The organism is Amycolatopsis sp. Hca4 (assembly GCF_013364075.1).
Lineage (GTDB): Bacteria > Actinomycetota > Actinomycetes > Mycobacteriales > Pseudonocardiaceae > Amycolatopsis.
In genome coordinates, this window is sequence record NZ_CP054925.1 from 8,970,986 (window position 1) to 8,996,757 (window position 25,772).

Here is a 25,772-nt window from a genome sequence, read left to right on the forward strand (position 1 = left end):
GGATGGCGGGAACGGCCGGGCACCGGAATGCTGGTGCCGTGCCCGAACAGATCCCCGCCCTGCACGAGCTCGCCGACCACTACGGCGTCGCCACCCGGTACCAGAACGCCGACCGGGTCTGGGTCGACGTGGCCGACGACGTCGTGGTCGCCGTTCTCGGCCAGTTCGGCGTCGACGCGACCAGCGACCAGGCCATCGCCGCCGCATTGAGCGCCGCGCGCGAAGCGCCGGCCGCGCTGCCGCCGACCGTCGTGGTGCGGGAGGGCACCGGCCGCGCGCTCGGCGTCGACGCCGAGATCGTCCTCGAAGACGGGACGCGGCGGCGTGCCGACGGGGAGCTGCCCGCCGACCTGCCGCTCGGGTGGCACCGGATCGTCACCGCCGACCAGGACGTCGTGCTCGCCGTCGTCCCCGCGAAGCTGCCGCGGGTGCGGCCGGCCTGGGGGTGGATGCTGCAGCTCTACGCGCTGCACTCGGCCGGCTCCTGGGGCATCGGCGACTACGCCGACCTCGCCACCTTCGCCGCCCGGTCGGCCACCGAGCTCGACGCCGGCGTGCTGCTGGTGAACCCCGTCCAGGCCATCAGCCCCGCGCACCCGGTCGAGCGGTCGCCGTACTCGCCCGCGAGCCGCCGGTTCGCCAACCCCGTCTACCTGCGCGTCACCGCCACCGAGACGTTCGAGCAGGCCGACGCCGCCACCCGGGCGGCCGTCGAGTCGCTCGCCCCGGACCGCGAAGGCGAGCTGGTCGACTACGACGCCGTCTGGACCGCCAAGCGCGCCGCCCTCGAGCTGCTGTGGCCGCACCGCGTCGAAGCCGTCCCCGAAGACGGTGACCTGGCCGATTTCGCCCTCTACTGCGCCCTCGCCGAGCGGCACGGCGGCGACTGGCGGGACTGGCCGGAAGACCTGCGCGACCCCGCCGGGCCGGCCACCGCGCAGGCGCGTGCGGAACTGCAGGAGCGCGTCGCCTTCCACTCGTGGCTCCAGCACCTGTGCCGGGTGCAGCTGGAAACCGCGCGCACGGCCGCCCGCGAGGCCGGGATGACCGTCGGGATCGTGCACGACCTGCCGGTCGGGGTGCACCCCGGCGGGGCCGACACCTGGGCGCTCAAGGACGTCTTCGCCGCCGACGTGCGGGTGGGCGCGCCGCCGGACGCCTTCAACCAGCAGGGCCAGGACTGGAACCTGCCGCCGTGGCGGCCGGACAAGCTGGCCGAAGCCGGGTACGCGCCGCTGCGGGACGTCATCCGCGGCGTCCTGCGCTTCGCCGACGGCATCCGCGTCGACCACATCGCCGGCCTGTGGCGGCTGTGGTGGATCCCGCCGGGCGAGCCCGCGCACCGCGGCACGTACGTCCACTACGACGCCGAAGCGATGGTCGGCGTGCTCGCCCTCGAGGCGCACCGGGCCGGCGCCGTCGTCGTGGGGGAGGACCTCGGCACCGTCGAGGAGATCGTCACCGAAACCTTGCACGAACGGGGGATGCTGACCTCGGCCGTGCTGTGGTTCGAACGCGACTGGGACGCCCCCGGCCAGCCGTTCACACCGCCGGAGAGCTGGGACCCCGACGCCATGGCCAGCATCTCCACCCACGACCTGCCGACCGTCGAAGGCTGGCTGAAGGGCGAGCACGTCCGGGTCCGGGCCGAGCTCGGGCTGCTCGACCGCGGGGTGGCCGCGGAGGAGGAAGCGGCCGCCGGGGAGCGCACGGCGCTGTTCGAACTCGTTGCGCGGGAAGGGATCGCGGACGACGACCCGGTCGTCGCGCTGCACACCCTGCTCGCCAGGGCCGCGTCACGGCTGGTGCTGACCTCGCCGGCCGACGTGGCGGGCCAGGTGCGGCAGCCGAATCTGCCCGGAACGGTCGACCAGTACCCTAACTGGCGGATTCGCCTGCCCGTCAGCGTGGACGGCTTCTTCACCGCGAAGGGGGTCCGCGCCGCGGTCGCACCGCTGGCGGCGGCCCGGCCGCTGTCCCGGTAACGACCATCCCGTGGCACGCGACCCCCGGGTGACACGCGGACGCCACCGGCACGACCCAAGCTCGAGGAGAACCCTGTGCGGCCCTGGCCCGGAACGCCCTACCCGCTCGGCGCCACCTACGACGGAGTGGGGACGAACTTCGCCCTGTTCTCCGAGGTGGCCGAGCGCGTCGAACTGTGCCTGTTCGACGCCGAGGGCAAGGAGGAGCGGTACGCGCTCGAAGAGGTGGACGGCTTCGTCCACCACGGCTACCTGCTGAACGTCGGCCCGGGACAGCGCTACGGGTTCCGCGTGCACGGCCCGTACGACCCGAAGCGCGGGCTGCGCTGCAACCCGAACAAGCTGCTCATCGACCCGTACGCGAAGGCCGTCTCGCACGGCGTGAAGTGGGACGAGTCCCTGTTCGGCTACAAGTTCGACAACCCGGCCGAGCGCAACGACGACGACTCCGCGGGCCACGTGCCGTATTCGCTGGTGGCGAACCCGTTCTTCGACTGGGGCAACGACCGCCAGCCGAAGCGGCCGTACAACGAGACGGTCATCTACGAAGCCCACGTCAAGGGCATGACCGTGCATCACCCGTTCGTGCCCGAAGCGCTGCGGGGCACCTACGCCGGGCTCGCGCACCCCGCCGTCGTCGAGCACCTGCAGAAGCTCGGCGTGACGGCGGTGGAGCTGCTGCCCGTGCACCAGTTCGTCACCGACCACGGCCTCGCCGAAAAGGGCCTGACGAACTACTGGGGCTACAACACGATCGGGTACTTCGCGCCGCACGACGCCTACGCGGCGATGCCCGGCGAGGGCGGCCAGGTCCAGGAGTTCAAGGGCATGGTCAAGGCCCTCCACGAAGCGGGGATGGAAGTGATCCTCGACGTGGTTTACAACCACACCGCCGAGGGCAACCACCTCGGGCCGACCCTGTCGATGCGCGGCATCGACAACGAGGCCTACTACCGCCTGGTCGAGGGGGAGCCCGAGTACTACATGGACTACACCGGCACCGGGAACTCGCTCAACGTGCGCAACCCGCACACCCTGCAGCTGATCATGGATTCGCTGCGCTACTGGGTGACGGAGATGCACGTCGACGGCTTCCGGTTCGACCTCGCCTCGGCGCTGGCGCGCGAGTTCTACGACGTCGACCGGCTGTCGACGTTCTTCGACCTCGTCCAGCAGGACCCGATCGTCAGCCAGGTGAAGCTGATCGCCGAGCCGTGGGACGTCGGTCCCGGTGGCTACCAGGTCGGCAACTTCCCGCCGCTGTGGACGGAGTGGAACGGGCAGTTCCGCGACACCGTCCGCGACTTCTGGCGCGGCGAGCCCTCGACGCTGGGGGAGTTCGCGAGCCGGATCACCGGCTCGTCGGACCTCTACCAGGACGACGGCCGCCGCCCGTTCGCGTCGATCAACTTCGTCACCGCGCACGACGGCTTCACGCTGCGGGACCTGGTGTCCTACAACGAAAAGCACAACGAAGCCAACGGCGAGGACGGCCGTGACGGCGCCGACGACAACCGGTCGTGGAACTGCGGGGTCGAGGGCGAGACCGACGACCCGCAGGTCAACGAGCTGCGCGTGCGGCAGCAGCGGAACATGCTGGCCACCCTGATGCTGTCACAGGGCGTGCCGATGATCCTGCACGGCGACGAGTTCGGCCGCACCCAGCAGGGCAACAACAACGTCTACTGCCAGGACTCCGAACTGTCCTGGATGGACTGGGAGCTGGCCAAGCAGAACGCGGACCTGGTCAAGTTCACCGCCGGGCTGGGCGCGTTCCGGCGCCGGCACCCGGTGTTCCGCCGCCGCCGCTTCTTCCAGGGCGGCCCGGTCGGCAAGGGCGAAAAGCTCGGCGACATCGCCTGGTTCACCCCGGCCGGCGAGGAGATGACCGAGCAGAACTGGGACGACGGCTTCGGCAAGGCGGTCGTCGTCTTCCTCAACGGCAAGGCGATCCCCGACCTCGACCCGCGCGGGATGCACGTCGAGGACAACTCGTTCCTGCTCGCCTTCAACGCCCACTACGAGGACATCGACACCACGCTCCCGGGCAACGGCTACGGGGAGAGCTGGACCGTCGTGGTCGACACCGCGACCGGGGAGGTCGAACCCGCCGACGCCAAGCCGATCGAAGGCGGCGGCAGGCTCACCCTCCCCGCCCGGTCCCTGATCGTGCTGCAACGGACGGAGACGGAAGCCGAATGACGGTGCCGGAGTCGACCTACCGGGTACAGCTGCGCCCGGAGTTCACCTTCGCCGACGCGGCCGGCATCGCCGGCTACCTGCGCGACCTCGGCATCGGGGCGCTGTACGCGTCGCCGGTGCTGGACGCGGCCCCCGGCTCGACGCACGGCTACGACGTCGTCGACCCGACGCGCGCGCGGCCCGCGCTCGGCGGCGAGGCGGCCCGGCAGGAGCTGTCGGCGCTGCTGAAGGAGCTCGGGCTGGGCCTGGTGGTCGACATCGTGCCGAACCACATGTCGGTCGAGGTGCCGAAGGCGAACCGCTGGTGGTGGGACGTCCTGAAGCACGGCCGAGACTCGGAGTACGCGTCCTTTTTCGACATCGACTGGGACCGCGGCCCGATCCTCCTGCCCGTGCTCGGCGACGACGACGCCGTCGCCGAGCTGACCGTCGAAGGCGACGAGCTGGTCTACTACGACCACCGCTTCCCGCTCGCCCCCGGCACGGGAACCGGGACGCCGCAGGAGGTCCACGAGCGCCAGCACTACCGCCTGATCGGCTGGCGCCGCGGCAACGCCGAGCTGACCTACCGCCGGTTCTTCGACATCACGAACCTGGCCGCGGTCCGCGTCGAAGACCCGACGGTGTTCGCCGCGACGCACGGCGAGGTGCTGCGCTGGGTCGCCGACGGCGACGTCACCGGCCTCCGCGTCGACCACCCCGACGGCCTCGCGGACCCGGGCGGCTACTTCCGGCGGCTGCGGGAGAACGCGCCGGACGCGTGGATCGTGGCGGAGAAGATCCTGCACCCCGGCGAGCCGCTGCCGCAGTCCTGGCCGGTCGACGGCACCACCGGCTACGACGCCCTGCGCGAGATCGCCGGCGTCTTCATCGACCCGGCGGGCGAGCCCGACTTCACCGCGCTGGCGAACGAACTGGGCGTGAAGACCGGCTACCACCGCGTCGAGGCCGAGGCCCGGCGCCTGGTCACCGACCGCATCCTGGTCGCCGAGGTCCGGCGGATCGCCGCGCAGCTGCGGTACGCCGACCCGGAACAGGCCCGGCAGGCGGTGGCCGAGACCATGATCGCCTTCCCCGTCTACCGCTCCTACCTCCCCGAAGGCGCGGACCACTGGGCGGCGGCGATCGACGGTGCCCGCCACGCCCGCCCCGATCTCACCGAGACGCTGGCGATCCTCGACGCCACCGTGCGCAAGAACCCGGAAAGCGAGCTGGCCACCCGCCTGCAGCAGACCTCCGGCATGGTCGTGGCCAAGGGCACCGAGGACACGACGTTCTACCGCTACACGCGCTTCGCCGCGCTGAACGAGGTCGGCGGCAACCCGGACCGCTTCGGCCTCGGCGTCGAGGAGTTCCACCGGCTGGCCGCCGAGCGCGAGGCGGGCTACCCGGCGGCGATGACGACGCTGACCACGCACGACACCAAACGCTCGGAGGACACCCGCGCCCGGATGGCCGTGCTGGCCGAGGTGCCCGGCGAGTTCGCCCGAGCCGTCCGGCGGTGGACCGAGCGGCGGGGGATCGACGAGCCGTCGCTGAACCTGCTGGCCTGGCAGACGCTGGTGTCGACCTGGCCGATCGAGCCCGCCCGGCTGCGGGACTACCTCGACAAGGCGGCCAAGGAGGCCAAGCTCCGGACCAGCTGGACCGACCACGACGAGGCGTTCGAAGCCGACGTAGCCGCTTGGCCCGAAGACGTCATGAACGACGCCGAGCTGGCCGGGGACGTCGACGGGTTCGTCCGGCGCATCGAGGGACCCGGCTACGTGAACTCGCTCGGGCAGAAGCTCGTCCAGCTGACCGCGCCCGGCGTCCCGGACGTCTACCAGGGCACCGAGCTGTGGGACTTCTCCCTGGTCGACCCGGACAACCGCCGCCCGGTCGACTACGTCGCCCGCCGCGAGATCCTGGACCGGGTCCTCGACGGGGAGCAGCCGGAGATCGACGCGTCCGGCGCGGCGAAGCTGCTGGTCGTGCACAACGCGCTGCGGCTGCGCCGCGAACACCCGGCGCTGTTCCGCGGCTACCGGCCCCTGCGCGCCGAGGGTGCCGCGAGCAAGCACGTGCTGGCCTACACGCGCAGCCCCGATCTCGCCGTCGCGGTGACCCGGCTCCCGGTCGGGCTGGAAGCCGACGGCGGCTGGCGCGACACGGTCCTGCCGCTGCCGCCCGGCGTCTGGACCGACGTCCTGACCGGCCGGGAGGTCACCGGCGAGCTGGCCGCCCTGTTCGACCCCTATCCCGTCGCGTTGCTGGTGCGAGGAGACGCATGAAGTTCAGCGTGTGGGCCCCGGCGGCCCGCCGGGTCCGGGTGAGCGTCGACGCAGGCGTGCACGAAATGACCGAGGGCGACGGCGGCTGGTGGCACGCCGACGCCGAGGGCGTCAACTACGCCTTCCTCCTCGACGACGACGAGAAACCGCTGCCCGACCCGCGGTCGCGGTGGCAGCCGCACGGCGTCCACGCGGAGTCGCGCGTGTACGACCACGGCGAGTTCGCCTGGACCGACGACGCCTGGCACGGCCGCCAGCTGCCCGGCGCCGTCCTCTACGAGCTCCACGTCGGCACGTTCACCGAGGGCGGCACCTTCGACGCGGCCGTCGACCGGCTCGACCACCTCGTCGACCTCGGCATCACGCACGTCGAGCTGCTGCCGGTCAACGCCTTCGACGGCACCGCGGGCTGGGGTTACGACGGCGTCCTCTGGGGCGCGGTCCACGAACCCTACGGCGGCCCGGACGGGCTCAAGCGGTTCGTCGACGCGGCCCACGCGCGCGGCCTGGCCGTCGTGCTCGACGTCGTCTACAACCACCTCGGGCCCTCGGGCGCCTACCTCGACAAGTTCGGGCCGTACTTCGCCGGGCAGAACGACTGGGGGCCCGGCCTCAACCTCGACGGCGCCGGCTCCGACGAGGTCCGCCGGTATGTGGCCGACAACGCGCTGAGCTGGTTCCGGGACTTCCACCTCGACGCGCTGCGCCTGGACGCCGTGCACGCCCTGCTCGACCGGCGCGCGGTCCACCTGCTCGAGCAGCTCGCCACCGAGGTCGACGCGCTGTCCGCGGCGCTCAACCGGCCGCTGACCCTGATCGCCGAGTCCGACCTCAACGACCCGCGGCTGGTCACGCCGCGCGAGCGCGGCGGCCTGGGCCTGCACGCGCAGTGGTCGGACGACTTCCACCACGCCCTGCACGTCAAGCTCACCGGCGAGACGAGCGGGTACTACGCGGACTTCGCCGCGCCGGACGCCCTCGAGCGGGTCCTGCGGGAGGCCTTCTTCCACGCGGGCACCTGGTCGTCCTTCCGGGAGCGGACCCACGGCCGCCCGGTCGACACGCGGACCGTGCCCGGCCACCGCTTCCTCGCGTACCTGCAGAACCACGACCAGATCGGCAACCGCGCGACCGGCGACCGGCTCTCGGCGACGGTCTCGCGCGACCGGCTGGCCTGCGGCGCGGCCATCCTGTTCTGCTCGCCGTACACGCCGATGGTGTTCATGGGGGAGGAGTGGGCGGCGAGCACGCCGTGGCAGTTCTTCGCGTCCTTCCCGGACCCGGAGCTGGCCGAGGCCGTCCGCACCGGCCGCCGTCGCGAGTTCTCCCGGCACGGCTGGGGCGAGTCGGACGTGCCGGACCCGATGGACCCGGCCACCGTGGAGCGCTCCCGGCTCGACTGGGCCGAGGTGGAGCAGCCCGGTCACCGGGAGGTGCTGGAGCTGTACCGCGCGTTGATCCGGCTGCGCCGCGAACGGCCCGAGCTGGCCGACCCGTGGCTGCCGGACCTGCGTGTCGACTCCGCGCCGGACGGGTCGTGGGTCGTGCTGCACCGTGGCACGCTGCGGCTGGCCGTCAACTTCGGCCCCGGCCCGGTGACCCTGCCCCTCGGGGCGACGAACGCGCTGCTCACGTGGGGTGCGGCGACCGTGGACAGGGGTGCCGCGCACCTGCCGCCGGACACCTTCGTGCTGGCCGGAACGCCGGTTTCCGCCGGGTAACTCCTCGGTAATGGCGCGCAGGAACCACCACCGATCTGGGACGATTCAGGAATGGCCACACGACCCTCCGCCGATCACGTCCTCGCCGGCCGCCCCTTCCCGCTCGGAGCCCACCCCGAGGCCGGCGGGGTGCGGTTCGCGATCACGTCCGCCGTGGCGGACGCGGTCGACCTGTGCCTGATCGACGCCGACGGGTCGGAACGCCGGATCGCGCTGACCGAGCGCACCTTCGGCGTGTGGCACGGGCTGGTGCCCGGGGTGACGCCGGGGCAGCGGTACGGCTACCGGATCCACGGCCCGTACGACCCGGCCCGCGGCCTGCGGTGCAACCCGCACAAGCTGCTGGTCGACCCGTACGCCCGGCAGATCACCGGCGGGCTCACCGACCTGGCCGCGGCCCAGGGCTTCACCGGCGACCCCGAGCGCGGCCCGATGTCCACTGTGGACTCCCTGGGCAGCGTGCCGCTGTCGGTGGTCACCTCGCCCGGCGGGCCGGACACCGGGATCAAGCCGGAGGTGCCCTTCGAGGAGGCGGTGGTCTACGAGCTGCACGTCAAGGGCTTCACCCGGCAGCACCCGTTCATCCCGGAGGCGCTGCGCGGCACCTACCTCGGCCTGGCCCACCCGGTGGCGATCGAGTACCTGACCCGCCTCGGCGTCACCTCGGTCGAGCTGCTGCCGGTGCACGCGTTCCTCGACGAGCCGTCGCTGATCCGGGCCGGGCGGCACAACTACTGGGGCTACTCGCCGCTCGGCTTCTTCGCCCCGCACGCCGCCTACGCCAGCGAGCCCGGCCACGAGGTCGAGGAGTTCCGGCTGATGGTGGCCGCCCTGCACGCGGCCGGCATCGAAGTGATCCTCGACGTCGTGTTCAACCACACCTGCGAGGGCGGGCCGGACGGGCCGACGCTGAGCTTCCGCGGGCTGAACGCGCCAGTGTACTACCTGCACACCGAGCGTGGGCACATGGCCGACATCACCGGCTGCGGCAACACCCTGGAGGCCGGCTCGCCGACCGTGGTCCGGCTGGTCACCGACTCGCTGCGGTACTGGACGCAGGAGATGGGTGTCGACGGCTTCCGGTTCGACCTGGCCAGCACCCTCGGGCGGCCGCGCGGCGGCGCGTTCGACCCGGCCTCGACGCTGCTCACCGCGATCACCACCGACCCGGTGCTCTCGCGGTGCAAGCTGATCGCCGAGCCGTGGGACGCGACCGGCGAGGGCTACCGCGTCGGCGGCTTCGGCGCCCAGTGGGCGGAGTGGAACGGCCGCTACCGCGACACCGTGCGTGACTTCTGGCGCGGCGCGACCGGCGTCCGCGACCTCGCCTACCGGCTGTCCGGTTCGTCGGACCTCTACGACCACAACCTCCGGCGGCCGTGGCAGTCGATCAACTTCGTCACCGCGCACGACGGCTTCACGCTGCGGGACCTGGTGTCCTACAACGAAAAGCACAACGAGGGCAACGGCGAGGACAACCGCGACGGCACCAACGACAACCGCTCGTGGAACCACGGCGCCGAAGGCGGCACGGCCGACCCGGCGATCCGGGCCCTGCGCGCCCGGCAGGCCCGGAACCTGTTCGCGACGCTGCTGCTGTCGACCGGCACCCCGATGCTCACCGCGGGTGACGAGTTCTGGCGGACCCAGGGCGGCAACAACAACGCCTACTGCCTCGACGACGAGACGTCGTGGTTCGACTGGACCCCGGACGACCCCGAGGCCGAGGCCATGCTCGCGTTCGCCCGCCGGGTGGTGCGGCTGCGCGCGAACAGCCCGGCGCTGCGGCAGCCGGAGTTCTTCGAAGGCCGGACCACCCCGACCGGCAAGCCCGACCTCGTCTGGTTCCGCCCGGACGGCGACGAGTTCGGCGAGACCGACTGGTTCGAGGACCGGCACACGCTCGGCATGTGGATCGACGGCTCGAACAGCCAGGCCCGCAACCGCGACGGCGAGCTGGTGTCCGACCACTCGTGGCTGCTGTGGCTGCACGCCGGCGACGCCCCGGCCGAGGTGATCCTCCCGGGCCGCGAGTACGGCGAGACGTTCAAGCCGACGCTGGACACGAGCACCGCCGACGGCAGCCCGGCCAACCCGGGTGTCTTGGAGGCCAAGAGCCGCGTGACCCTCCAGTCCCGCTCCCTGCTCCTGCTGCGCGCCCCCCGCCTGGCCGCCGAACCCCAGCCCGAACCCTACTGACCCGTACCCCGACGGTCGGCCCGCGTACCCCGGGAGTCGGACCGCGTACCTGGAGGGTCGGCTCACCAACCGACCCTCCAGGTACGCAAGCCGACCGTCCAGGTACGCCGGCCGACCGTCCGGGTGCGCGAATCGTCCATTCGGGTACGGGTGTTGGCCGTTCGGGTTCGCGTGTCGTTCGCGCGCCGGCTTAACCTGCCGGACATCCGCTGGAAATTCGTTGCGGCGAAAGCGTTTCAGCAGGCGCGCACTGGGTACAAGCCTTAAGAACCCTGCCTCGTGGGCGCTTGATCGAGTCAGGCAGACTGTCGCCGTCTGCGTCCAACCGACATATCGAAGGGCGTTGCCCATGACCGGCCGGCTCGGCATCGACGACGTCTCCCCCAGCGTGAGCTGTGGCCGTTATCCGGCCAAAGCCGTTGTGGGGGAACACATCCCGGTCTTCGCGACCGTCTGGCGCGAGGGTCACGACGCCGTCGCGGCCACCGTCGCGTGGCGCGGTCCGGAAGACCGGCTGACCCGCCAGACGCGGATGGTGCCGCGCGGTCCCGACCACCCGGACGAGTTCGCCGCGGTGATCGCCCCGGACACCACCGGGCTGTGGACCTTCCGGATCGACGCGTGGAGCGACCCGTGGGCGACGTGGGAGCACGCCGTCGAGGTGAAGGTCGCCGCCGGGCAGGGACCCGAAGACCTCGCGAACGACCTCGAAAACGGCGCCCGGCTGATCGAGCGCGTCTCCCGCCGTCCCGACCGCCGGGGTGAGAAAGCGCTCTTGACCGGCGCGGTGAAGGCCCTGCGCGACGAAGAGCGCAGCCTCGCCGAGCGCGTCGGGCCCGCGCTCTCGCCCGAGGTCCGCCAGGTCATGCACGAGTTCCCGGTGCGGGAGCTGATCACCAAGGGCAAGCCGCTCAAGATCTGGGCGGACCGCCGCCGCGCCGCGTACGGCTCCTGGTACGAGCTGTTCCCCCGCTCGACCGGCGGTCTCGACGCCGAGGGCAAGCCGGTGCACGGCACCTTCGCCACCGCCGCGACCGCGCTGGACCGGGTCGCGAAAATGGGCTTCGACGTCGTCTACCTCCCGCCCATTCACCCGATCGGGCGAGTGAACCGCAAGGGGCCGAACAACACCCTCGACGCCAAGCCGGAGGACGTCGGCTCGCCGTGGGCGATCGGCGCCGACGAGGGCGGCCACGACGCCATCCACCCCGAGCTGGGCACCTTCGAGGACTTCGACGCCTTCGTGGTCCGCGCGGAGGAGCTCGGCATGGAGGTTGCGCTCGACTTCGCGCTGCAGGCCGCGCCCGACCACCCGTGGGTCCTCAAGCACCCCGAGTTCTTCACCACCCGCCCGGACGGCTCGATCGCCTACGCGGAGAACCCGCCGAAGAAGTACCAGGACATCTACCCGATCAACTTCGACAACGACCCCAAGGCCGTCTACGAAGAGATGCTGCGGGTGATCACCGTCTGGATCGACCACGGGGTCAAGATCTTCCGGGTCGACAACCCGCACACCAAGCCGCCGGACTTCTGGGCCTGGCTGATCCAGTCGGTCAAGGACGCCCACCCGGACGTGCTGTTCCTGGCCGAGGCGTTCACCCGCCCGGCGCGCCTGTGGGGCCTGGCCCGGCTCGGCTTCACCCAGAGCTACACCTACTTCACCTGGCGCACCGGCAAGCAGGAGCTGATCGACTTCGCCATCGACCTGCGGGAACACTGGAACGAGGGCCGGCCGAACCTGTTCGTCAACACCCCGGACATCCTCCACGAGTCGCTGCAGCGCGGCGGCCCGGGCATGTTCGCGCTGCGGGCGGCGCTCGCGGCGACGATCTCGCCGACGTGGGGCGTCTACTCCGGCTACGAGCTGTTCGAGCACGTCCCGGTCCGCGAGGGCAGCGAGGAGTACCTCGACTCCGAGAAGTACCAGCTGCGCCCGCGCGACTTCGAACGCGCGCTCGCCGAAGGGCGTTCGCTGGAGCCGTGGCTGGCGAAGCTGAACGCCGTCCGCAAGGCGCACCCCGCGCTGCAGCAGATGCGCACCCTGCACTTCCACCACGTCGACAACGACGCGCTGCTGGCCTACTCCAAACAGGACCCGGCCACCGGCGACACCGTGGTCACGGTCGTCACCCTCGACCCGTACGGGCCCCAGGAGGGCACGCTCTGGCTCGACACCGGCGCGCTCGGCTTCGAAGCGCACGAACGGCTGATCGCGCACGACGAGGTCACCGGCGACACGTGGGACTGGGGTCCGGCGAACTTCGTCCGGCTCGAACCGTGGCGGGCCGTGGCGCACGTCGTGTCGGTCAGGCGACGGCTGGCCGGCTGAGAGAACGGAAGGACAGGAATCCGAGGGACTGAGGTGGAACAGATGGCGGATGAGGCCCGGCCTGACGCGGTGTTGGGGCTCGAGGGCGTGCCGCACACCGGCGAAGCGGTGACCGCCGACGGCATGCTCGTGGAACCGCAGGCCGGGGACTTCCGGTCGGCGCAGCAGGCGCCGAGCAACCCGGAGTGGTTCAAGGGCGCGGTGTTCTACGAAGTGCTGGTGCGCGCGTTCGCCGACTCCAACGGCGACGGCACCGGCGACCTGCGCGGCCTGGCCGGGAGACTCGACTACCTGGCCTGGCTGGGCATCGACTGCCTGTGGCTGCCGCCGTTCTACGCCTCGCCGCTGCGCGACGGCGGGTACGACATCAGCGACTTCCGCGCGGTGCTGCCGGAGTTCGGCAGCGTCGAGGACTTCGTCTTCCTGCTGAACGAGGCCCACCGGCGCGGCATCCGGGTGATCACCGACCTGGTGCTCAACCACACCTCGGACGCGCACCCGTGGTTCCAGCAGTCGCGCAGCGAGCCCGACGGCCCGTACGGCGACTACTACGTGTGGAGCGACGACGACTCCCGCTACGCCGACGCGCGGATCATCTTCGTCGACACCGAGACGTCGAACTGGACCTACGACCCGGTCCGCGGCCAGTTCTACTGGCACCGGTTCTTCTCCCACCAGCCCGACCTGAACTACGAGAACGTCGACGTCCAGAACGCGATGATCGACGTCCTGCGGTTTTGGCTCGACCTGGGCATCGACGGGTTCCGGCTGGACGCCGTGCCGTACCTGTTCGAGCAGGAGGGCACCAACTGCGAGAACCTGCCGCGCACGCACGAGTTCCTCAAGCGCTGCCGCAAGGTCGTCGACGACGAGTACCCGGGCCGGATCCTGCTGGCCGAGGCGAACCAGTGGCCGTCGGACGTCGTCGAGTACTTCGGCGACCCGGCCGTCGGCGGCGACGAGTGCCACATGGCGTTCCACTTCCCGCTGATGCCGCGGATCTTCATGGCCGTGCGGCGCGAGTCGCGCTTCCCGATCTCGGAGATCCTCACCCAGACCCCGGAAATCCCCAGCGGCACCCAGTGGGGCATCTTCCTGCGCAACCACGACGAGCTGACCCTCGAGATGGTCACCGACGAAGAGCGCGATTACATGTACGCGGAGTACGCCAAGGACCCGCGCATGAAGGCCAACATCGGCATCCGCCGAAGGCTGGCGCCGCTGCTGGACAACGACCGCAACCAGCAGGAGCTCTTCACCGCGATGCTGCTGTCCCTGCCGGGTTCACCCGTTCTGTACTACGGTGACGAGATCGGCATGGGAGACAACATCTGGCTCGGCGACCGCGACGCGGTGCGCACCCCCATGCAGTGGACCCCGGACCGCAACGCCGGGTTCTCCTCCTGCGACCCGGGCCGCATCTACCTGCCGGTGATCATGGACCCGGTGTACGGCTACCAGGGCCTGAACGTCGAGGCGCAGTCGAACAACGCGTCGTCGCTGCTCAACTGGACCCGCCGGATGATCGAGGTGCGCAAGCAGCACCACGCGTTCGCCGAAGGCGAGTTCGTCGACCTCGGCGGGTCCAACCCGAGCGTGCTGGCCTACAAGCGCCAGTGGCGGCGCCCGGACGGCGGCGAGGACGTCGTGCTCTGCGTGAACAACCTGTCCCGGTTCCCGCAGCCGGTGGAGCTGGACCTGTCCGCGCACCGCGGGTGCACGCCGGTGGAGCTCACCGGTGGCGTGCGGTTCCCCAGCATCGGGGACCTGTCGTACCTGCTGACGCTGCCCGGGCACGGCTTCTACTGGTTCCAGCTGACGAGCCCGGGAGACGAAGGCGAAACGAGGTGAGTTCCTTGTCCGACCCGCGCGAGCTGGTCGACGACCTGACCGAGGACCTGAAGCGCTGGCTGCCGGAGCAGCGCTGGTTCGCCGGCAAGGACCGGCCGGTCACCGACGTCCGGACGCTCGGTGTGACCGAGCTGGTCTCGGGTGATCCGCAGCTGCTGCACGTGGTCGTGGAGGTCGCCCAGGACGACCGGCGCGAGCCGTACCAGCTGCTGGTGGGCCGGCGGACGCACCCGCCGGAGATCGCCTCGACCAGCTGGATCGGCGCCGTCGGGGACCTCAACGCCTACGAGGCGTCCGGGGACCTCGACGTCACCGGCGTGCTGCTGGACCTGATGGCCCGCGAGGAGACCGTCGGGTCGCTGACCTTCGAGCACGAGCCCGGCGTGGAGCTGGAGACCGGGCTGCGGGCGCGGCCGATCACGTCGGAGCAGAGCAACACGTCCCTGGTCTACGCCGGGCAGTACATCCTCAAGCTGTTCCGGAAGCTGTCGCCGGGCAAGAACAAGGACCTGCTGCTGCACCGCGCGCTGCAGGGCGTGGGCAGCAAGCACATCGCGGCGCCGCTCGGCTCGATCACCGGCGACCTGGACGGCGAGCCGACCACGGTCGGCATGCTCCAGCAGTTCGTCTCCGACGCGGTCGACGGCTGGGCGATGGCCACCACCAGCGTCCGCGACCTGATGGCCGCGCCGGACCTGCACGCCGGTGAGGTCGGCGGCGACTTCGCCGGCGAGGCCGAGCGGCTCGGGCGGGCCGTCGCCGAGGTGCACGCGGACCTGGCCGAGGCGCTCGGCACCGAGCCCGTGGACGCCGACGAGCTGGAACGCTCGGCGAAGGCGATGCTCGACCGGCTCGACACGATCGCCGGGCGCGTGCCCGAGCTGGCCGCGCACGCCCCGGCTCTGCGGGCGGCGTTCGAGAGGGTGCGCACCCTCCCGCTGGACTCGGTGACCATGCAGTACATCCACGGCGACCTGCACCTCGGCCAGGTGCTGCGGACCGTCGGCGGCTGGCTGCTGATCGACTTCGAGGGCGAGCCGGCGGCCCCGGTGGAAGAGAGGCACGCGCTCCGCTCGCCGTTGCGCGATGTCGCGGGCATGCTGAGGTCGTTCGACTACGCGGCCCAGCAGATGCTGGTCGGCCAGCCGGACGACCCGGCGCTGGCCGAGCGCGCCCACGAATGGTCGGAGCGCAACCGGGCGGCGTTCTGCGAGGGGTACGCCGCGGTCGCGGCGGACCCGCGCGAGCAGGGCGAGCTGCTGCGCGCCTTCGAACTGGACAAGGCGGTCTACGAGGTGGGCTACGAGCACGCGAACCGGCCGGACTGGCTCGGCGTGCCGCTCGCCTCGATCGCCCGGATCACTAGCGGAGGGACGACACCGTGAACGCGGTTCCCGAAGGCCTCCCGGCCGCGGCCCCGCCGGCCGCGGACATCGACCGGCTGCTCGCCGGGTCCCACCACGACCCGCACTCGGTGCTGGGCGTGCACGCGGTGGGCAAGGGCTTCGCGGCCCGGGCGCTGCTGCCCGGCGCGAAGGCCGTCACGCTCTGCGCGGGCGGCCAGAAGTACCCGATGGACCCGGTGATCGACGCGCTGTTCGCCGTCGCCGTGCCCGAGCACCCCGGCGACTACCGGTTCGAGGTCGAGTACGACGGGCACACCGCCGTCGCCGACGACCCGTACCGCTGGCTGCCCACGGTCGGCGAGCTGGACCTGCACCTGATCGGCGAGGGACGGCACGAGCGGCTCTGGGAAGCGCTCGGCGCGCACGTCCGCTCCTACGAGACGCCCAACGGCGTCGTCGAGGGGACGTCGTTCGCGGTCTGGGCGCCGAACGCCCGCGGCATCCGCGTGATCGGCGACTTCAACGGCTGGGACGGGCGCGGGCACCCGATGCGCTCGCTCGGCTCGTCCGGCGTCTGGGAGCTGTTCGTGCCCGGCGTCGGCGCGGGCACCTGCTACAAGTTCCGGATCCTCGGCGCCGACGGCAACTGGCACGAGAAGGCCGACCCGCTGGCGTTCGCCACCGAGCAGCCGCCCGCGACGGCGTCGGTCGTCACGCGTTCGGCGCACCTGTGGGAAGACGACGAGTGGGTCGCCCAGCGCGAAGCCACCCAGTGGGCCGCGGCGCCGATGAGCATCTACGAGGTCCACCTGGGTTCGTGGCGGCCCGGGCTCGACTACCGCGAGCTGGCCGACCAGCTGGGCGACTACCTGGTCGAAACCGGTTTCACGCACGTGGAGCTGCTGCCGGTGTCGGAGCACCCGTTCGGCGGGTCGTGGGGCTACCAGGTGACGTCGTACTACGCGCCGACGTCCCGCTTCGGCTCGCCGGACGACTTCCGCTACTTCGTCGACCGCCTGCACCAGCGGGGGATCGGCGTGCTGGTGGACTGGGTGCCCGCCCACTTCCCGCGCGACAGCTGGGCGCTGGCCCGCTTCGACGGGACACCGCTGTACGAGCACGCGGACCCGCGCCGCGGCGAGCAGCCCGACTGGGGCACGCTCGTGTTCGACTTCGGCCGCAACGAGGTCCGCAACTTCCTGGTCGCCAACGCCCTGTTCTGGCTCGACGAGTTCCACCTCGACGGCCTGCGCGTGGACGCCGTCGCGTCGATGCTGTACCTCGACTACTCCCGCAAGGACGGGGAGTGGCTGCCCAACCAGTACGGCGGCCGGGAAAACCTGGACGCGGTGCGGTTCCTGCAGGAGCTGAACGCGACCGTCTACAAGCGACACCCGGGTGTGGTGATGGTCGCCGAGGAGTCGACGGCCTGGCCGGGCGTCACCCGGCCCACCCACCTCGGCGGCCTCGGGTTCGGTTTCAAGTGGAACATGGGCTGGATGCACGACACGCTCCGGTACCTGTCCCACGAGCCGATCCACCGCGCGTACCACCACAACGAGATGACGTTCTCGCTCGTGTACGCGTGGAGCGAGAACTTCGTGCTGCCGCTGTCGCACGACGAAGTGGTGCACGGCAAGGGATCCCTGTGGGGCCGGATGCCGGGCGACGCGTGGAACAAGGCGGCCGGGCTGCGCTCGCTGCTGGCGTTCATGTGGGCCCACCCGGGCAAGCAGCTGCTGTTCATGGGCGGCGAGTTCGGCCAGCCGGGGGAGTGGTCGGAGTCGCGGTCGCTGGACTGGCACCTCATGGAGGAGCCGCTGCACCTCGGCGTGTGGGAGCTGCTGCGGTCGCTGAACACGATCTACCGCTCGTCCCCGGCGTTGTACAGCCAGGACACCTCGCCGGAAGGCTTCGCCTGGATCGACGCGAACGACTCCAGCGGCAACGTGCTGAGCTTCCTCCGCATCGGCGCCGACGGCTCGCGCCTGGCCTGCGTCGCCAACTTCGCCGGGGTCCCGCACCACGACTACCGGGTCGGGTTGCCGTCGGCGGGCCGCTGGCTGGAGGTGGTCAACACCGACGCCGAGGCGTACGGCGGCTCCGGCGTCGGCAACATGGGCGCGGTGGAGGCCACGGAGGAGCCGTGGCACGGCCAGCCGGCCTCCGCGGTCCTCCAGCTGCCGCCCGCCGGGGTCCTCTGGCTGGTCGAGGAAACCCCGGAGACCCCCGAACTCCCGTAACTGAAGGGTCAGCACGCGTGATCAGGAGGTCGACACGCGTGATTGAGAGGACGACACGGCGACGGACTTCGTGTCGACCCTCCAATCACGCGAGTCGACTCTCCAATCACGCGTGCTGACCCATCAATCACGCGAAAAGCCTTCCGCGGGCCGGGCCCGGCGGGCTTACCATCGGGGCATGGACGGCTCCGGTGGTGTCGTCGCGAACCTGATCCTCTTCGCCGTGGTCTGCGTCGCTCCCACGGTGGTGTTCTGGTGCGCGCTGCGCGTGCCGAAGCTGATCGACCGGATCCGTTCGAGGCGAGCGGGGCCGCAGCCGGAAGGTCCGCCGATCGAACGCGTCGCCGCGGACCTGCGGCGGGTGCACCGCCTGCTCGCCGGCTACCCGTCCGGCACACCCGCCGCCCGCCGGATCGGCACCCGGCAGGCGTACGACGAACTCCTCACCGTGGCCTGCCGCCAGGTCGGCGTCCCGCACCGGCTCGGGGAGCTGCCCGAGGGGATGGACCGGGAGATCGAACGCCTGCGCGTCGAACAGTCACTCCGGGAGCGCGGCCTGGCGGTGCCCTGAAACGCGGAAACCCCGCCACCGAGGTGACGGGGTTTCCGTTGTGCCGGAAGGACAATCAGTCCAGGTAGTCCCGCAGGACCTGCGACCGCGACGGGTGGCGCAGCTTGGACATCGTCTTCGACTCGATCTGCCGGATGCGCTCGCGGGTCACCCCGTACACCTGGCCGATCTCGTCGAGCGTGCGCGGCTGGCCGTCGGTGAGGCCGAAGCGCAGCCGGACCACGCCCGCCTCGCGCTCGGACAGCGTCTGCAGCACCGACTGGAGCTGGTCCTGCAGCAGCGTGAACGACACCGCGTCCACCGCGACAACCGCCTCGGAGTCCTCGATGAAGTCACCGAGCTGCGAGTCGCCCTCGTCGCCGATCGTCTGGTCCAGCGAGATCGGTTCGCGCGCGTACTGCTGGATCTCCAGGACCTTCTCCGGGGAGATGTCCATCTCCTTCGCGAGCTCTTCCGGGGTCGGCTCGCGGCCGAGGTCCTGGAGCAGCTCGCGCTGGATGCGGCCCAGCTTGTTGATGACCTCGACCATGTGCACCGGGATGCGGATGGTGCGGGCCTGGTCGGCCATCGCGCGGGTGATCGCCTGGCGGATCCACCACGTGGCGTACGTCGAGAACTTGTAGCCCTTGGTGTAGTCGAACTTCTCCACCGCGCGGATCAGGCCGAGGTTGCCCTCCTGGATCAGGTCCAGGAACGCCATGCCGCGGCCGGTGTAGCGCTTGGCCAGCGAGACCACGAGCCGGAGGTTCGCCTCGAGCAGGTGGTTCTTGGCGCGCTCGCCGTCACGCACGATCCACTTGAGATCGCGGCGCATCTGGGTGACGAGCTTCTCGCCCTCCTCCTCGGCGGTGCGCACGCGCTCGGCGGCGTAGAGCCCGGCCTCGATCCGCTTGGCCAGCTCCACCTCCTCCTCCGCGTTCAGCAGCGCGACCTTGCCGATCTGCTTGAGGTAGGCACGCACGGAGTCGGCCGACGCGGTGAGCTCGGCGTCCTTGCGCGCCTGGCGCAGGGCCTCCGACTCTTCCTCGTCCCAGACGAAGTCCGGGTTGTCGGAGCCCTTCGCCGCCTTGTCGGCCGCGGCGCCACGGCGGCGCGCCGCCGGGGTCTCCTCGTCGGCTTCCTCTTCGTCGTCATCGTCGTCGTCGGCCGAGTCGGTGTCCGGCTCGTCGCTGACCGTCTCGTCGACGACGTCGACCTCGACCTCTTCCAGGTCCGACAGGTCGGGCGAACCGAGATCGTCGTCCTCGAGCTCGCCGGGACCGTCCGGCTCGCCGTCCTCGGTCTTCGGGCCCTTGGTCACGGCCTTCTTCGCGGGCGCCTTCTTGGCCGGCGCCTTCTTGGTGGTGGTGGTCTTGCGGGCCGCCGGCTTCGCCGTCCCGGTGGCTGCCTCTTCGGCCGGCTCGCCGGCTGCGGTCGCTGTCTTCGTCCCGCCTCGGGTTGCGGTTCTTGCGGCTGCCACTTACGCCCTTTCGCAGCGGTCGATCACGACGAGCAACGGCCTGGGGCCACTGCTGCCTCACATTCGGGGATCACGCCTCGGCCTGCGGTTTTGCCCTCCGCAGCCGTGGGCCGTGTTCCATTGTAACGACGGTACGCGCATGCGGTGCGAAGCGATCACCCCCAACGCCGTTTCAGTGCTGGATGCCCTCCGCCGCGGCGGCCGCCGCGCCGACGATGCCGGCGTTGTTCTGCAGGCTCGCGACCAGCACCGGAGTGCGGATGTTCAGCAGCGGCACCCATTTCTCGGCCTTCTTGCTGACCCCGCCGCCGACGATGAACAGATCGGGCCAGATCAGGTTCTCCAGCACGGTCAGATAACGGTGCACGCGCTTGGCCCATTCGGGGTAGGAGAGCCCCTCGTTGTCCTTCACCGACGCCGCCGCGCGCTTCTCGGCGTCGTGGCCGTCGATCTCGAGGTGGCCGAATTCGGTGTTGGGGACGAGCTTGCCGTCCTGGAACACCGCGCTGCCGATGCCGGTGCCGAAGGTGAGCAGGGCGGTCACGCCGGTACGCGCGACCGGGTCGCCGAAGCGGATCTCCGCCATGCCGGCGGCGTCGGCGTCGTTGAGCATCGCCACCTGGTCGACATCGACGCCGAGCCGCTTGGCGAACAGCGCGTCGGCGTCGGTGCCGATCCACTGCTTGTCGATGTTGGCCGCGGTGTGCGCGACGCCCTTCTTGACGACCGCGGGCAGCGTCACGCCGACCGGGCCGTCCCAGCCCGCCTGCGTGACGATGTCGTGCACGACGTCCGCCACCGCCGACGGCGTGGACGGCTTCGGCGTCTCGATCCGGATCCGCTCGCCGATGAGCTGCCCCTTGTCCAGGTCGACCAGGGCACCCTTGATCCCGCTGCCGCCGATGTCGATGCCGAAACCTCGGCGGGTCGCCTCCACCACGGACGTGGTCCCTTCTCGCACGATTCAGAAGCCTGCCTCGGAGACTTTAACCGGATGTGGTGACATGTCGGACGTGGGAGTTGACGAGTCGTTGCTGAAAAGCGTCGCGGTGCAGGTCGCGACGGAAGCCGCCACCCTGGTCCGCGAGGCGTGGGAGGGCATGGCTTCCGGTCGCGCGGTCGCCGTCGGGACCAAGTCCGGGGCGACCGACGTGGTGACCGCGGTCGACCACGAGTCCGAGCGCCTGGTGCGTTCCCGGCTGGCTGCTCTGCGGCCCGGGGAGCCGGTGCTGGGCGAGGAGGGCGGTGGTGCCGCGGGCGACGGCGTGACGTGGGTGGTCGACCCGATCGACGGGACGGTCAACTTCCTCTACGGGCTGCCGTGGTTCGCGGTCTCGGTGGCCGCCCAGATCGGCGGCGAGTCGGTGGCGGGCGCGGTGGTCGAGCCGGCGAGCGGCCGCGTGTGGTCGGCGGCCCGCGGCCAGGGCGCGTACCTGGACGGACGGCGGCTGGCGGTCTCGGCGCCGTCGGCCTTGGAAGTGACGTTGGTCGGAACCGGTTTCGCGTACTCGCCGGCACGGCGGACGCGCCAGGCGCGGTTCGCGGCCTCGCTGCTGGGGCACGTGCGCGACATCCGCCGCAACGGGGCGGCCTCGCTGGACCTGTGCGCGGTGGCGGCGGGCTGGCTGGACGCGTACGTGGAGCACGGCCTCAACCGCTGGGACTGGGCGGCGGGCGCGCTGATCGCGGCGGAGGCGGGCGCGCGGGTGGCGCTGCCGGGGACGGCACCGGAGCTGGGTGCGGACGCGACGTACGCGGCGGCACCGTCGATCGCGGACCCGCTGCGGAAGATCCTCGCGGACTGCGGCGCGGCGGAGGTCTGAGCGGATCCCGGTGACCGGGACGGTCGGCCCGCGTGCCTGGAGGGTCGGCTCGGCAGCCGACCCTTCGGGTACGCAGACCGACCCTTCGGGTACGCAGACCGACCCTCCGAGTACGTGAACCGCCCCTTTCGACCGAGGCCCGCGACATGCGGGACCGCCGGTCCCGGCGGCGAGGATCTGCCTCGGGCGGCCAAAACTGTCGGTGGTTGCCGGTAACGTAAGAACCGGGGGTCCCCCTACGCGCGGGGGTTGTGGCGCTTCGCGAACACGCGCCGAGGGCGGCGGGAAGAGCCGATCATGGCTGTGCCGGCGAGGCGGCAGCGTCCGGGCGGCCGAAACTGTCGGTGCTCTCCGGTAGCGTGGAAAACGGGGGGCGCCCCCGCGGCCGGGGTGCGAAACAGCGGGCCGGGTCAGCAGGCTACGTCGCGGGCGGAGGCCAGCAGGGTCTGGTCCACCACCGGTGCCTTCGCGCCCGCCGACTGCTCGTTCCCGCCGCCGCCCTGGTGGGTCTTCGACCAGTCCGCCAGCTGCGTGATGATCTGCCGGGCCTCCGCGCGGGGCCGGAGGTCGCCGAAGAGCGTGCCCGTCACCACGTCCACGCTCGCGTCCTTGCGGTTGTCCTGGACCAGCTCCGCGCACGGCACCACGAGGCTGAGCGTCCGGGCCGCGGTGACGCCGTTCTCGCCGAAGCGGATCTGGCCGCGGCACTTGGCTTCGCGGTTCTCGTACGCCGGGTCGTTGGCCGGGTCGGCCGCGCTGGTGAAGCCGAGTTCGCGCAGCGCCGTCGTGGTGATGCCGCCCTGGCCGCGGCTGCCCGAGGCGTTGAGGACCCGGTAGGCGACCTTGTCCGGCGGGATCGGCGCGCGGTCGTCGAGCGCGTTGTGGGGCAGGCTGCTGAACGTCACGCCCGGCGGCGGGCTCGCGGGCGGGTCGCACTTGACCGCCTCGTCGATGTCGCCCTTGCCGACGGCGGCGTTCACCCAGACGACGATCGCGCCGATGGCGAGCACCCCGATGACGATCAGCGCCGGGAGCGGCTTGTGCTTGCGATACGGCCGCGCCCCACGGTCCCCGATGCCGTTCCCCGACGCCACCTGCCCGTCCCTTCCCGAACACCGAACCCGGCCGGTGCGGACCCGAGCACCGTCGTGGCCGCTCAGCCTAGGCGCTGCAGCCGGCGCGCGTCGTCCAGGGTCACCCGGCCGGTTCCCCGTGCTCAACCAGTGGTCCGCGGGCCCCGCCCGGGACCGATCCCCGTGGCAGCGATCGCACCACGCGGGGGCCGGCCGGGGCAAGCGGACACGGGTCGCGCGTGAGGTTCTCCACCCGCGGGCAACCCGAACGGACGACAACGCGTCTTACCTGCGGGTTCCCCCTGTCGGGTGACGATTCCCCGGCAATGTCTGACTCGTTGCAGAACCCGGACAGCGGTGAGCTACCCTTCCCGGGCTCCGGCCGCAGGAAGAGGCCCATAAAGAAGAGACCTCGGTCACTTCGGCCGTCGGGCACAAACAGGGGCCCTGGAACGTTGACCAGCGGCACGGCGGACTCACGGGCGTATCCGGGAGTCCGGGAAAACGACTACACAAGTTGATCGCAGGGGTGAGGGACAACATGGCTACCGACTACGACGCTCCGCGCCGCAGCGAAGCCGACGAGCTGGCCGAAGACTCGTTGGAGGAGCTCAAGGCCCGGCGGAACGAGAACCAGTCCGGCGTCGTCGACGTCGACGAGGACGCGACCGCCGAGAACTTCGAGCTGCCGGGTGCCGACCTTTCCGGGCTTTCCGGTGAGGACATGACCGTGAAGGTGGTGCCGAAGCAGGCGGACGAGTTCACCTGCTCCGTGTGCTTCCTGGTGCACCACCGCAGCCGGCTGGCCGAGGACAACGGCGGACGCCTGATCTGCCGCGACTGCGCCTGACAAGCGCGGAGGGGTTCTCGGACAGGGGACGAACAGACGCGACGGAGAGCCTCGAGGGCGACGACGGGGAGGCTCGAAGCGCGCTGGGGACAAGGGGGCCGGCCGGCAGGCCGGCCCCCTTCCACATGTCCGGGGTTCAGGCGCCCTTGAGCAGCTCGGCGACCTTTTCCGGGTGCCGGGTGCTGAACAGCCAGTACGGCGTCGGGTCGTCCGCGTCCGTGAGGTGCACCTTCACGACCGGGCCGACCCAGCCGCGGTGCAGCACGTAGGCGGCGGGGTCGCCGTCGCGGCCCAGCGCCTTGCGCTTGGCCTCCTTGTCGAAGACCTCCACCTCGCCGGCGAACCGCAGCGGCAGGTGGGCGTCGCCGACCCACAGCTCCGGCTCGTCGCCGCCGGTGATCCGGACCTTCGACCGGCCCAGCGACAGCAGCAGCGCCGCGACGACCGGCAGCGCGATCACGTACGGCAGCCACGCCCGGACCCCCGGGTACCCGAGGTCGATCTCGGCCGCCAGCAGGACCGCTCCCAGCACCGGCAGCAGCCAGCCCCACCACGGGACGTACAGCCGTTCGGAGTGCCGGACCGCGGCGTTCGCGGCCGTCTTCGCTGATTCACCCACGGGTAGAGAGTAATCTCGCCGCCCGTGTCCAGCGTTCAGGTACTCCTCTCCCGGCTCGATCCGGATGTCCCGCTGCCCGCCTACGCCCGACCGGGCGACGCGGGGGCCGATCTCGTCACCACCTCGGATATCGTCCTCGGACCCGGGGAACGCGGCGTCGTCGGCACCGGCGTCGCGATCGCGCTCCCGCCCGGGTACGCGGGGTTCGTCCACCCGCGGTCGGGTCTGGCCGCCCGGGCCGGCCTCTCGGTGGTGAACACCCCGGGCACGATCGACTCGGGCTACCGCGGCGAGATCAAGGTCTGCCTGATCAACCACGATCCGGTGCACCCGCTGGAACTGACGCGCGGCGACCGCATCGCCCAGCTGGTCGTCCAGCGGGTCGAGCACGCGGAGTTCGTCGAGGTCGCTCGGCTGGACGCGACCGAGCGGGGCGACGGAGGCTACGGCTCCACGGGTGGACACGCCACACTGGGAGCACCGGCGCTCGCCGCGAGCGCCGCCACGGGGGAAGGAACGGAGAAGTAGTGGGGATTTTCGGACGCAAGCGGCGGACCGAGGGCGGGTCCGCCGGACGGCACGCCGCGCCCGAGGCCGAAGACACTTTCGAGGACGACGCGTACGACGAGGAATCGGAGCTTTCGGACGTCTCCGACGGCCCGTTCGACGTCGCGGACTTCGAAGACGACGGCATCCCGCGGATCGACCTCGGCTCGGTGAAGGTGCCGGTGCCCGACGGGTCCCAGGTCCAGGTCGAGATGGACCCGGAGGCCGGTGGCGTGCGCGCCGTGCACGTCGTCACCGAGCAGGGCCAGATCACGGTCAGCGCGTACGCCGCGCCGCGATCGGGCGGCCTGTGGCGGGAGGTCAGCTCCGAGCTGGCCGACCAGCTGCGCTCCGACGGCGCCAAGGTCACCATCGGCCGCGGTGTGTGGGGCCTGGAGATCTCGGCGATCATCGGCGACGTCGCCCTGCGCTTCGTCGGCGTCGACCGGCCCCGCTGGATGCTGCGCGGCGTCATCGCCGGCCCCCAGTCGGAGGCCGCGGCGGCGGTCGAGGTGCTGCGCGAGATCGTCCGGCGGACCATCGTCGACCGCGGCGACGCGCCGATGCCGGTCCGGACCCCGCTGACCATCACGCTGCCCGAGGCGGTCGCCGAGCACATCGCGGCCCAGCAGCAACAGGGCTGACCCGCCCGCCGAAGGCCGCCACCGGCACCCGGTGG

At 71.4% G+C, this 25,772-nt stretch carries 18 protein-coding genes; 14 read left to right on the plus strand and 4 right to left on the minus strand.

Annotated features, from left to right (window positions below):
- The first annotated feature begins 2 nt into the window (after window positions 1–2).
- The 10 genes from malQ (at window position 3) to HUT10_RS40940 (ending at window position 18,723) form a co-directional block, all read left to right on the plus strand.
- Complete coding sequence (gene malQ / locus HUT10_RS40895; protein WP_254897510.1) at window positions 3–1,985, plus strand: 4-alpha-glucanotransferase; 1,983 nt, start codon at window positions 3–5, stop codon at window positions 1,983–1,985.
- Between the two features lie 75 nt (window positions 1,986–2,060).
- Window positions 2,061–4,187 carry a glycogen debranching protein GlgX gene (glgX, locus tag HUT10_RS40900; protein ID WP_176176092.1) on the plus strand — a complete coding sequence of 709 codons (2,127 nt, stop codon included), beginning with the start codon at window positions 2,061–2,063 and terminating at the stop codon, window positions 4,185–4,187.
- Complete coding sequence (gene treY / locus HUT10_RS40905; protein ID WP_176176093.1) at window positions 4,184–6,460, plus strand: malto-oligosyltrehalose synthase; 2,277 nt, start codon at window positions 4,184–4,186, stop codon at window positions 6,458–6,460. Before glgX (HUT10_RS40900) ends, treY begins: the two co-directional genes overlap by 4 nt.
- Complete coding sequence (gene treZ / locus HUT10_RS40910; RefSeq protein WP_176176094.1) at window positions 6,457–8,181, plus strand: malto-oligosyltrehalose trehalohydrolase; 1,725 nt, start codon at window positions 6,457–6,459, stop codon at window positions 8,179–8,181. The genes treY and treZ overlap by 4 nt, the downstream gene beginning before the upstream one ends.
- Before the next feature lie 51 nt (window positions 8,182–8,232).
- Window positions 8,233–10,380 (plus strand): glycogen debranching protein GlgX, encoded by a 2,148-nt coding sequence (glgX, locus tag HUT10_RS40915; RefSeq protein WP_176176095.1) that lies wholly within the window; start codon window positions 8,233–8,235, stop codon window positions 10,378–10,380.
- A gap of 349 nt (window positions 10,381–10,729) precedes the next feature.
- The gene (locus tag HUT10_RS40920) at window positions 10,730–12,712 is read left to right on the plus strand and encodes a maltotransferase domain-containing protein (RefSeq protein WP_176176096.1); all 1,983 of its coding nucleotides are present in this window, start codon (window positions 10,730–10,732) and stop codon (window positions 12,710–12,712) included.
- Between the two features lie 42 nt (window positions 12,713–12,754).
- Entirely contained in the window at window positions 12,755–14,563 is a 1,809-nt protein-coding gene (treS, locus tag HUT10_RS40925; RefSeq protein WP_176176097.1) for a maltose alpha-D-glucosyltransferase, read from the plus strand.
- A 5-nt stretch (window positions 14,564–14,568) separates the two neighbouring features.
- Entirely contained in the window at window positions 14,569–15,948 is a 1,380-nt protein-coding gene (locus HUT10_RS40930) for a phosphotransferase (RefSeq protein ID WP_176176098.1), read from the plus strand.
- Window positions 15,945–18,152: a 1,4-alpha-glucan branching protein GlgB gene (gene glgB / locus HUT10_RS40935; protein ID WP_176176099.1), complete on the plus strand. Its 2,208-nt coding sequence runs from the start codon at window positions 15,945–15,947 to the stop codon at window positions 18,150–18,152. Before HUT10_RS40930 ends, glgB begins: the two co-directional genes overlap by 4 nt.
- A 178-nt stretch (window positions 18,153–18,330) precedes the next feature.
- Window positions 18,331–18,723 (plus strand): hypothetical protein, encoded by a 393-nt coding sequence (locus HUT10_RS40940; protein WP_176176100.1) that lies wholly within the window; start codon window positions 18,331–18,333, stop codon window positions 18,721–18,723.
- 55 nt (window positions 18,724–18,778) lie between these two features.
- Here HUT10_RS40940 and HUT10_RS40945 read toward each other — a convergent pair whose 3' ends face one another.
- On the minus strand, window positions 18,779–20,182 hold the full coding sequence (locus tag HUT10_RS40945) for an RNA polymerase sigma factor (protein WP_176176101.1): 1,404 nt from the start codon (window positions 20,180–20,182) through the stop codon (window positions 18,779–18,781).
- Window positions 20,183–20,354: 172 nt separating this feature from the next.
- Complete coding sequence (ppgK, locus tag HUT10_RS40950; protein WP_176178274.1) at window positions 20,355–21,119, minus strand: polyphosphate--glucose phosphotransferase; 765 nt, start codon at window positions 21,117–21,119, stop codon at window positions 20,355–20,357.
- A gap of 67 nt (window positions 21,120–21,186) precedes the next feature.
- Here ppgK and HUT10_RS40955 point away from each other — a divergent pair, with 67 nt between their 5' ends.
- Window positions 21,187–22,005, plus strand: coding sequence for an inositol monophosphatase family protein (locus tag HUT10_RS40955; RefSeq protein ID WP_176176102.1), 819 nt, complete (start codon window positions 21,187–21,189; stop codon window positions 22,003–22,005).
- 410 nt (window positions 22,006–22,415) lie between these two features.
- Here the strand turns inward: HUT10_RS40955 and cei are convergent, their stop codons facing one another.
- Window positions 22,416–23,099 (minus strand): envelope integrity protein Cei, encoded by a 684-nt coding sequence (gene cei, locus HUT10_RS40960; RefSeq protein WP_176176103.1) that lies wholly within the window; start codon window positions 23,097–23,099, stop codon window positions 22,416–22,418.
- Between the two features lie 520 nt (window positions 23,100–23,619).
- Between cei and HUT10_RS40965 the strand changes: the two genes are divergently transcribed.
- The gene (locus HUT10_RS40965) at window positions 23,620–23,928 is read left to right on the plus strand and encodes a DUF4193 domain-containing protein (RefSeq protein ID WP_013224476.1); all 309 of its coding nucleotides are present in this window, start codon (window positions 23,620–23,622) and stop codon (window positions 23,926–23,928) included.
- A 136-nt stretch (window positions 23,929–24,064) separates the two neighbouring features.
- Here HUT10_RS40965 and HUT10_RS40970 read toward each other — a convergent pair whose 3' ends face one another.
- The gene (locus tag HUT10_RS40970; protein WP_176176104.1) at window positions 24,065–24,547 is read right to left on the minus strand and encodes a DUF3093 domain-containing protein; all 483 of its coding nucleotides are present in this window, start codon (window positions 24,545–24,547) and stop codon (window positions 24,065–24,067) included.
- 24 nt (window positions 24,548–24,571) lie between these two features.
- Between HUT10_RS40970 and dut the strand changes: the two genes are divergently transcribed.
- Both dut and HUT10_RS40980 read left to right on the plus strand, forming a co-directional pair.
- The gene (dut, locus tag HUT10_RS40975) at window positions 24,572–25,075 is read left to right on the plus strand and encodes a dUTP diphosphatase (RefSeq protein WP_176176105.1); all 504 of its coding nucleotides are present in this window, start codon (window positions 24,572–24,574) and stop codon (window positions 25,073–25,075) included.
- Window positions 25,075–25,737 carry a DUF3710 domain-containing protein gene (locus HUT10_RS40980; protein ID WP_176176106.1) on the plus strand — a complete coding sequence of 221 codons (663 nt, stop codon included), beginning with the start codon at window positions 25,075–25,077 and terminating at the stop codon, window positions 25,735–25,737. The genes dut and HUT10_RS40980 overlap by 1 nt, the downstream gene beginning before the upstream one ends.
- Window positions 25,738–25,772 lie beyond the last annotated feature (35 nt).

What these genes read in the sequence shown, in the direction of transcription:
- malQ (WP_254897510.1), top strand. Translation starts at nt 3, where the DNA reads ATGGCGGGAACGGCCGGGCACCGGAATGCTGGTGCCGTGCCCGAACAG.
- treY (WP_176176093.1), top strand. Translation starts at nt 4,184, where the DNA reads ATGACGGTGCCGGAGTCGACCTACCGGGTACAGCTGCGCCCGGAGTTC.
- treZ (WP_176176094.1), top strand. Translation starts at nt 6,457, where the DNA reads ATGAAGTTCAGCGTGTGGGCCCCGGCGGCCCGCCGGGTCCGGGTGAGC.
- glgX (WP_176176095.1), top strand. Translation starts at nt 8,233, where the DNA reads ATGGCCACACGACCCTCCGCCGATCACGTCCTCGCCGGCCGCCCCTTC.
- HUT10_RS40920 (WP_176176096.1), top strand. Translation starts at nt 10,730, where the DNA reads ATGACCGGCCGGCTCGGCATCGACGACGTCTCCCCCAGCGTGAGCTGT.
- treS (WP_176176097.1), top strand. Translation starts at nt 12,755, where the DNA reads ATGGCGGATGAGGCCCGGCCTGACGCGGTGTTGGGGCTCGAGGGCGTG.
- HUT10_RS40940 (WP_176176100.1), top strand. Translation starts at nt 18,331, where the DNA reads ATGGACGGCTCCGGTGGTGTCGTCGCGAACCTGATCCTCTTCGCCGTG.
- HUT10_RS40955 (WP_176176102.1), top strand. Translation starts at nt 21,187, where the DNA reads ATGTCGGACGTGGGAGTTGACGAGTCGTTGCTGAAAAGCGTCGCGGTG.
- HUT10_RS40965 (WP_013224476.1), top strand. Translation starts at nt 23,620, where the DNA reads ATGGCTACCGACTACGACGCTCCGCGCCGCAGCGAAGCCGACGAGCTG.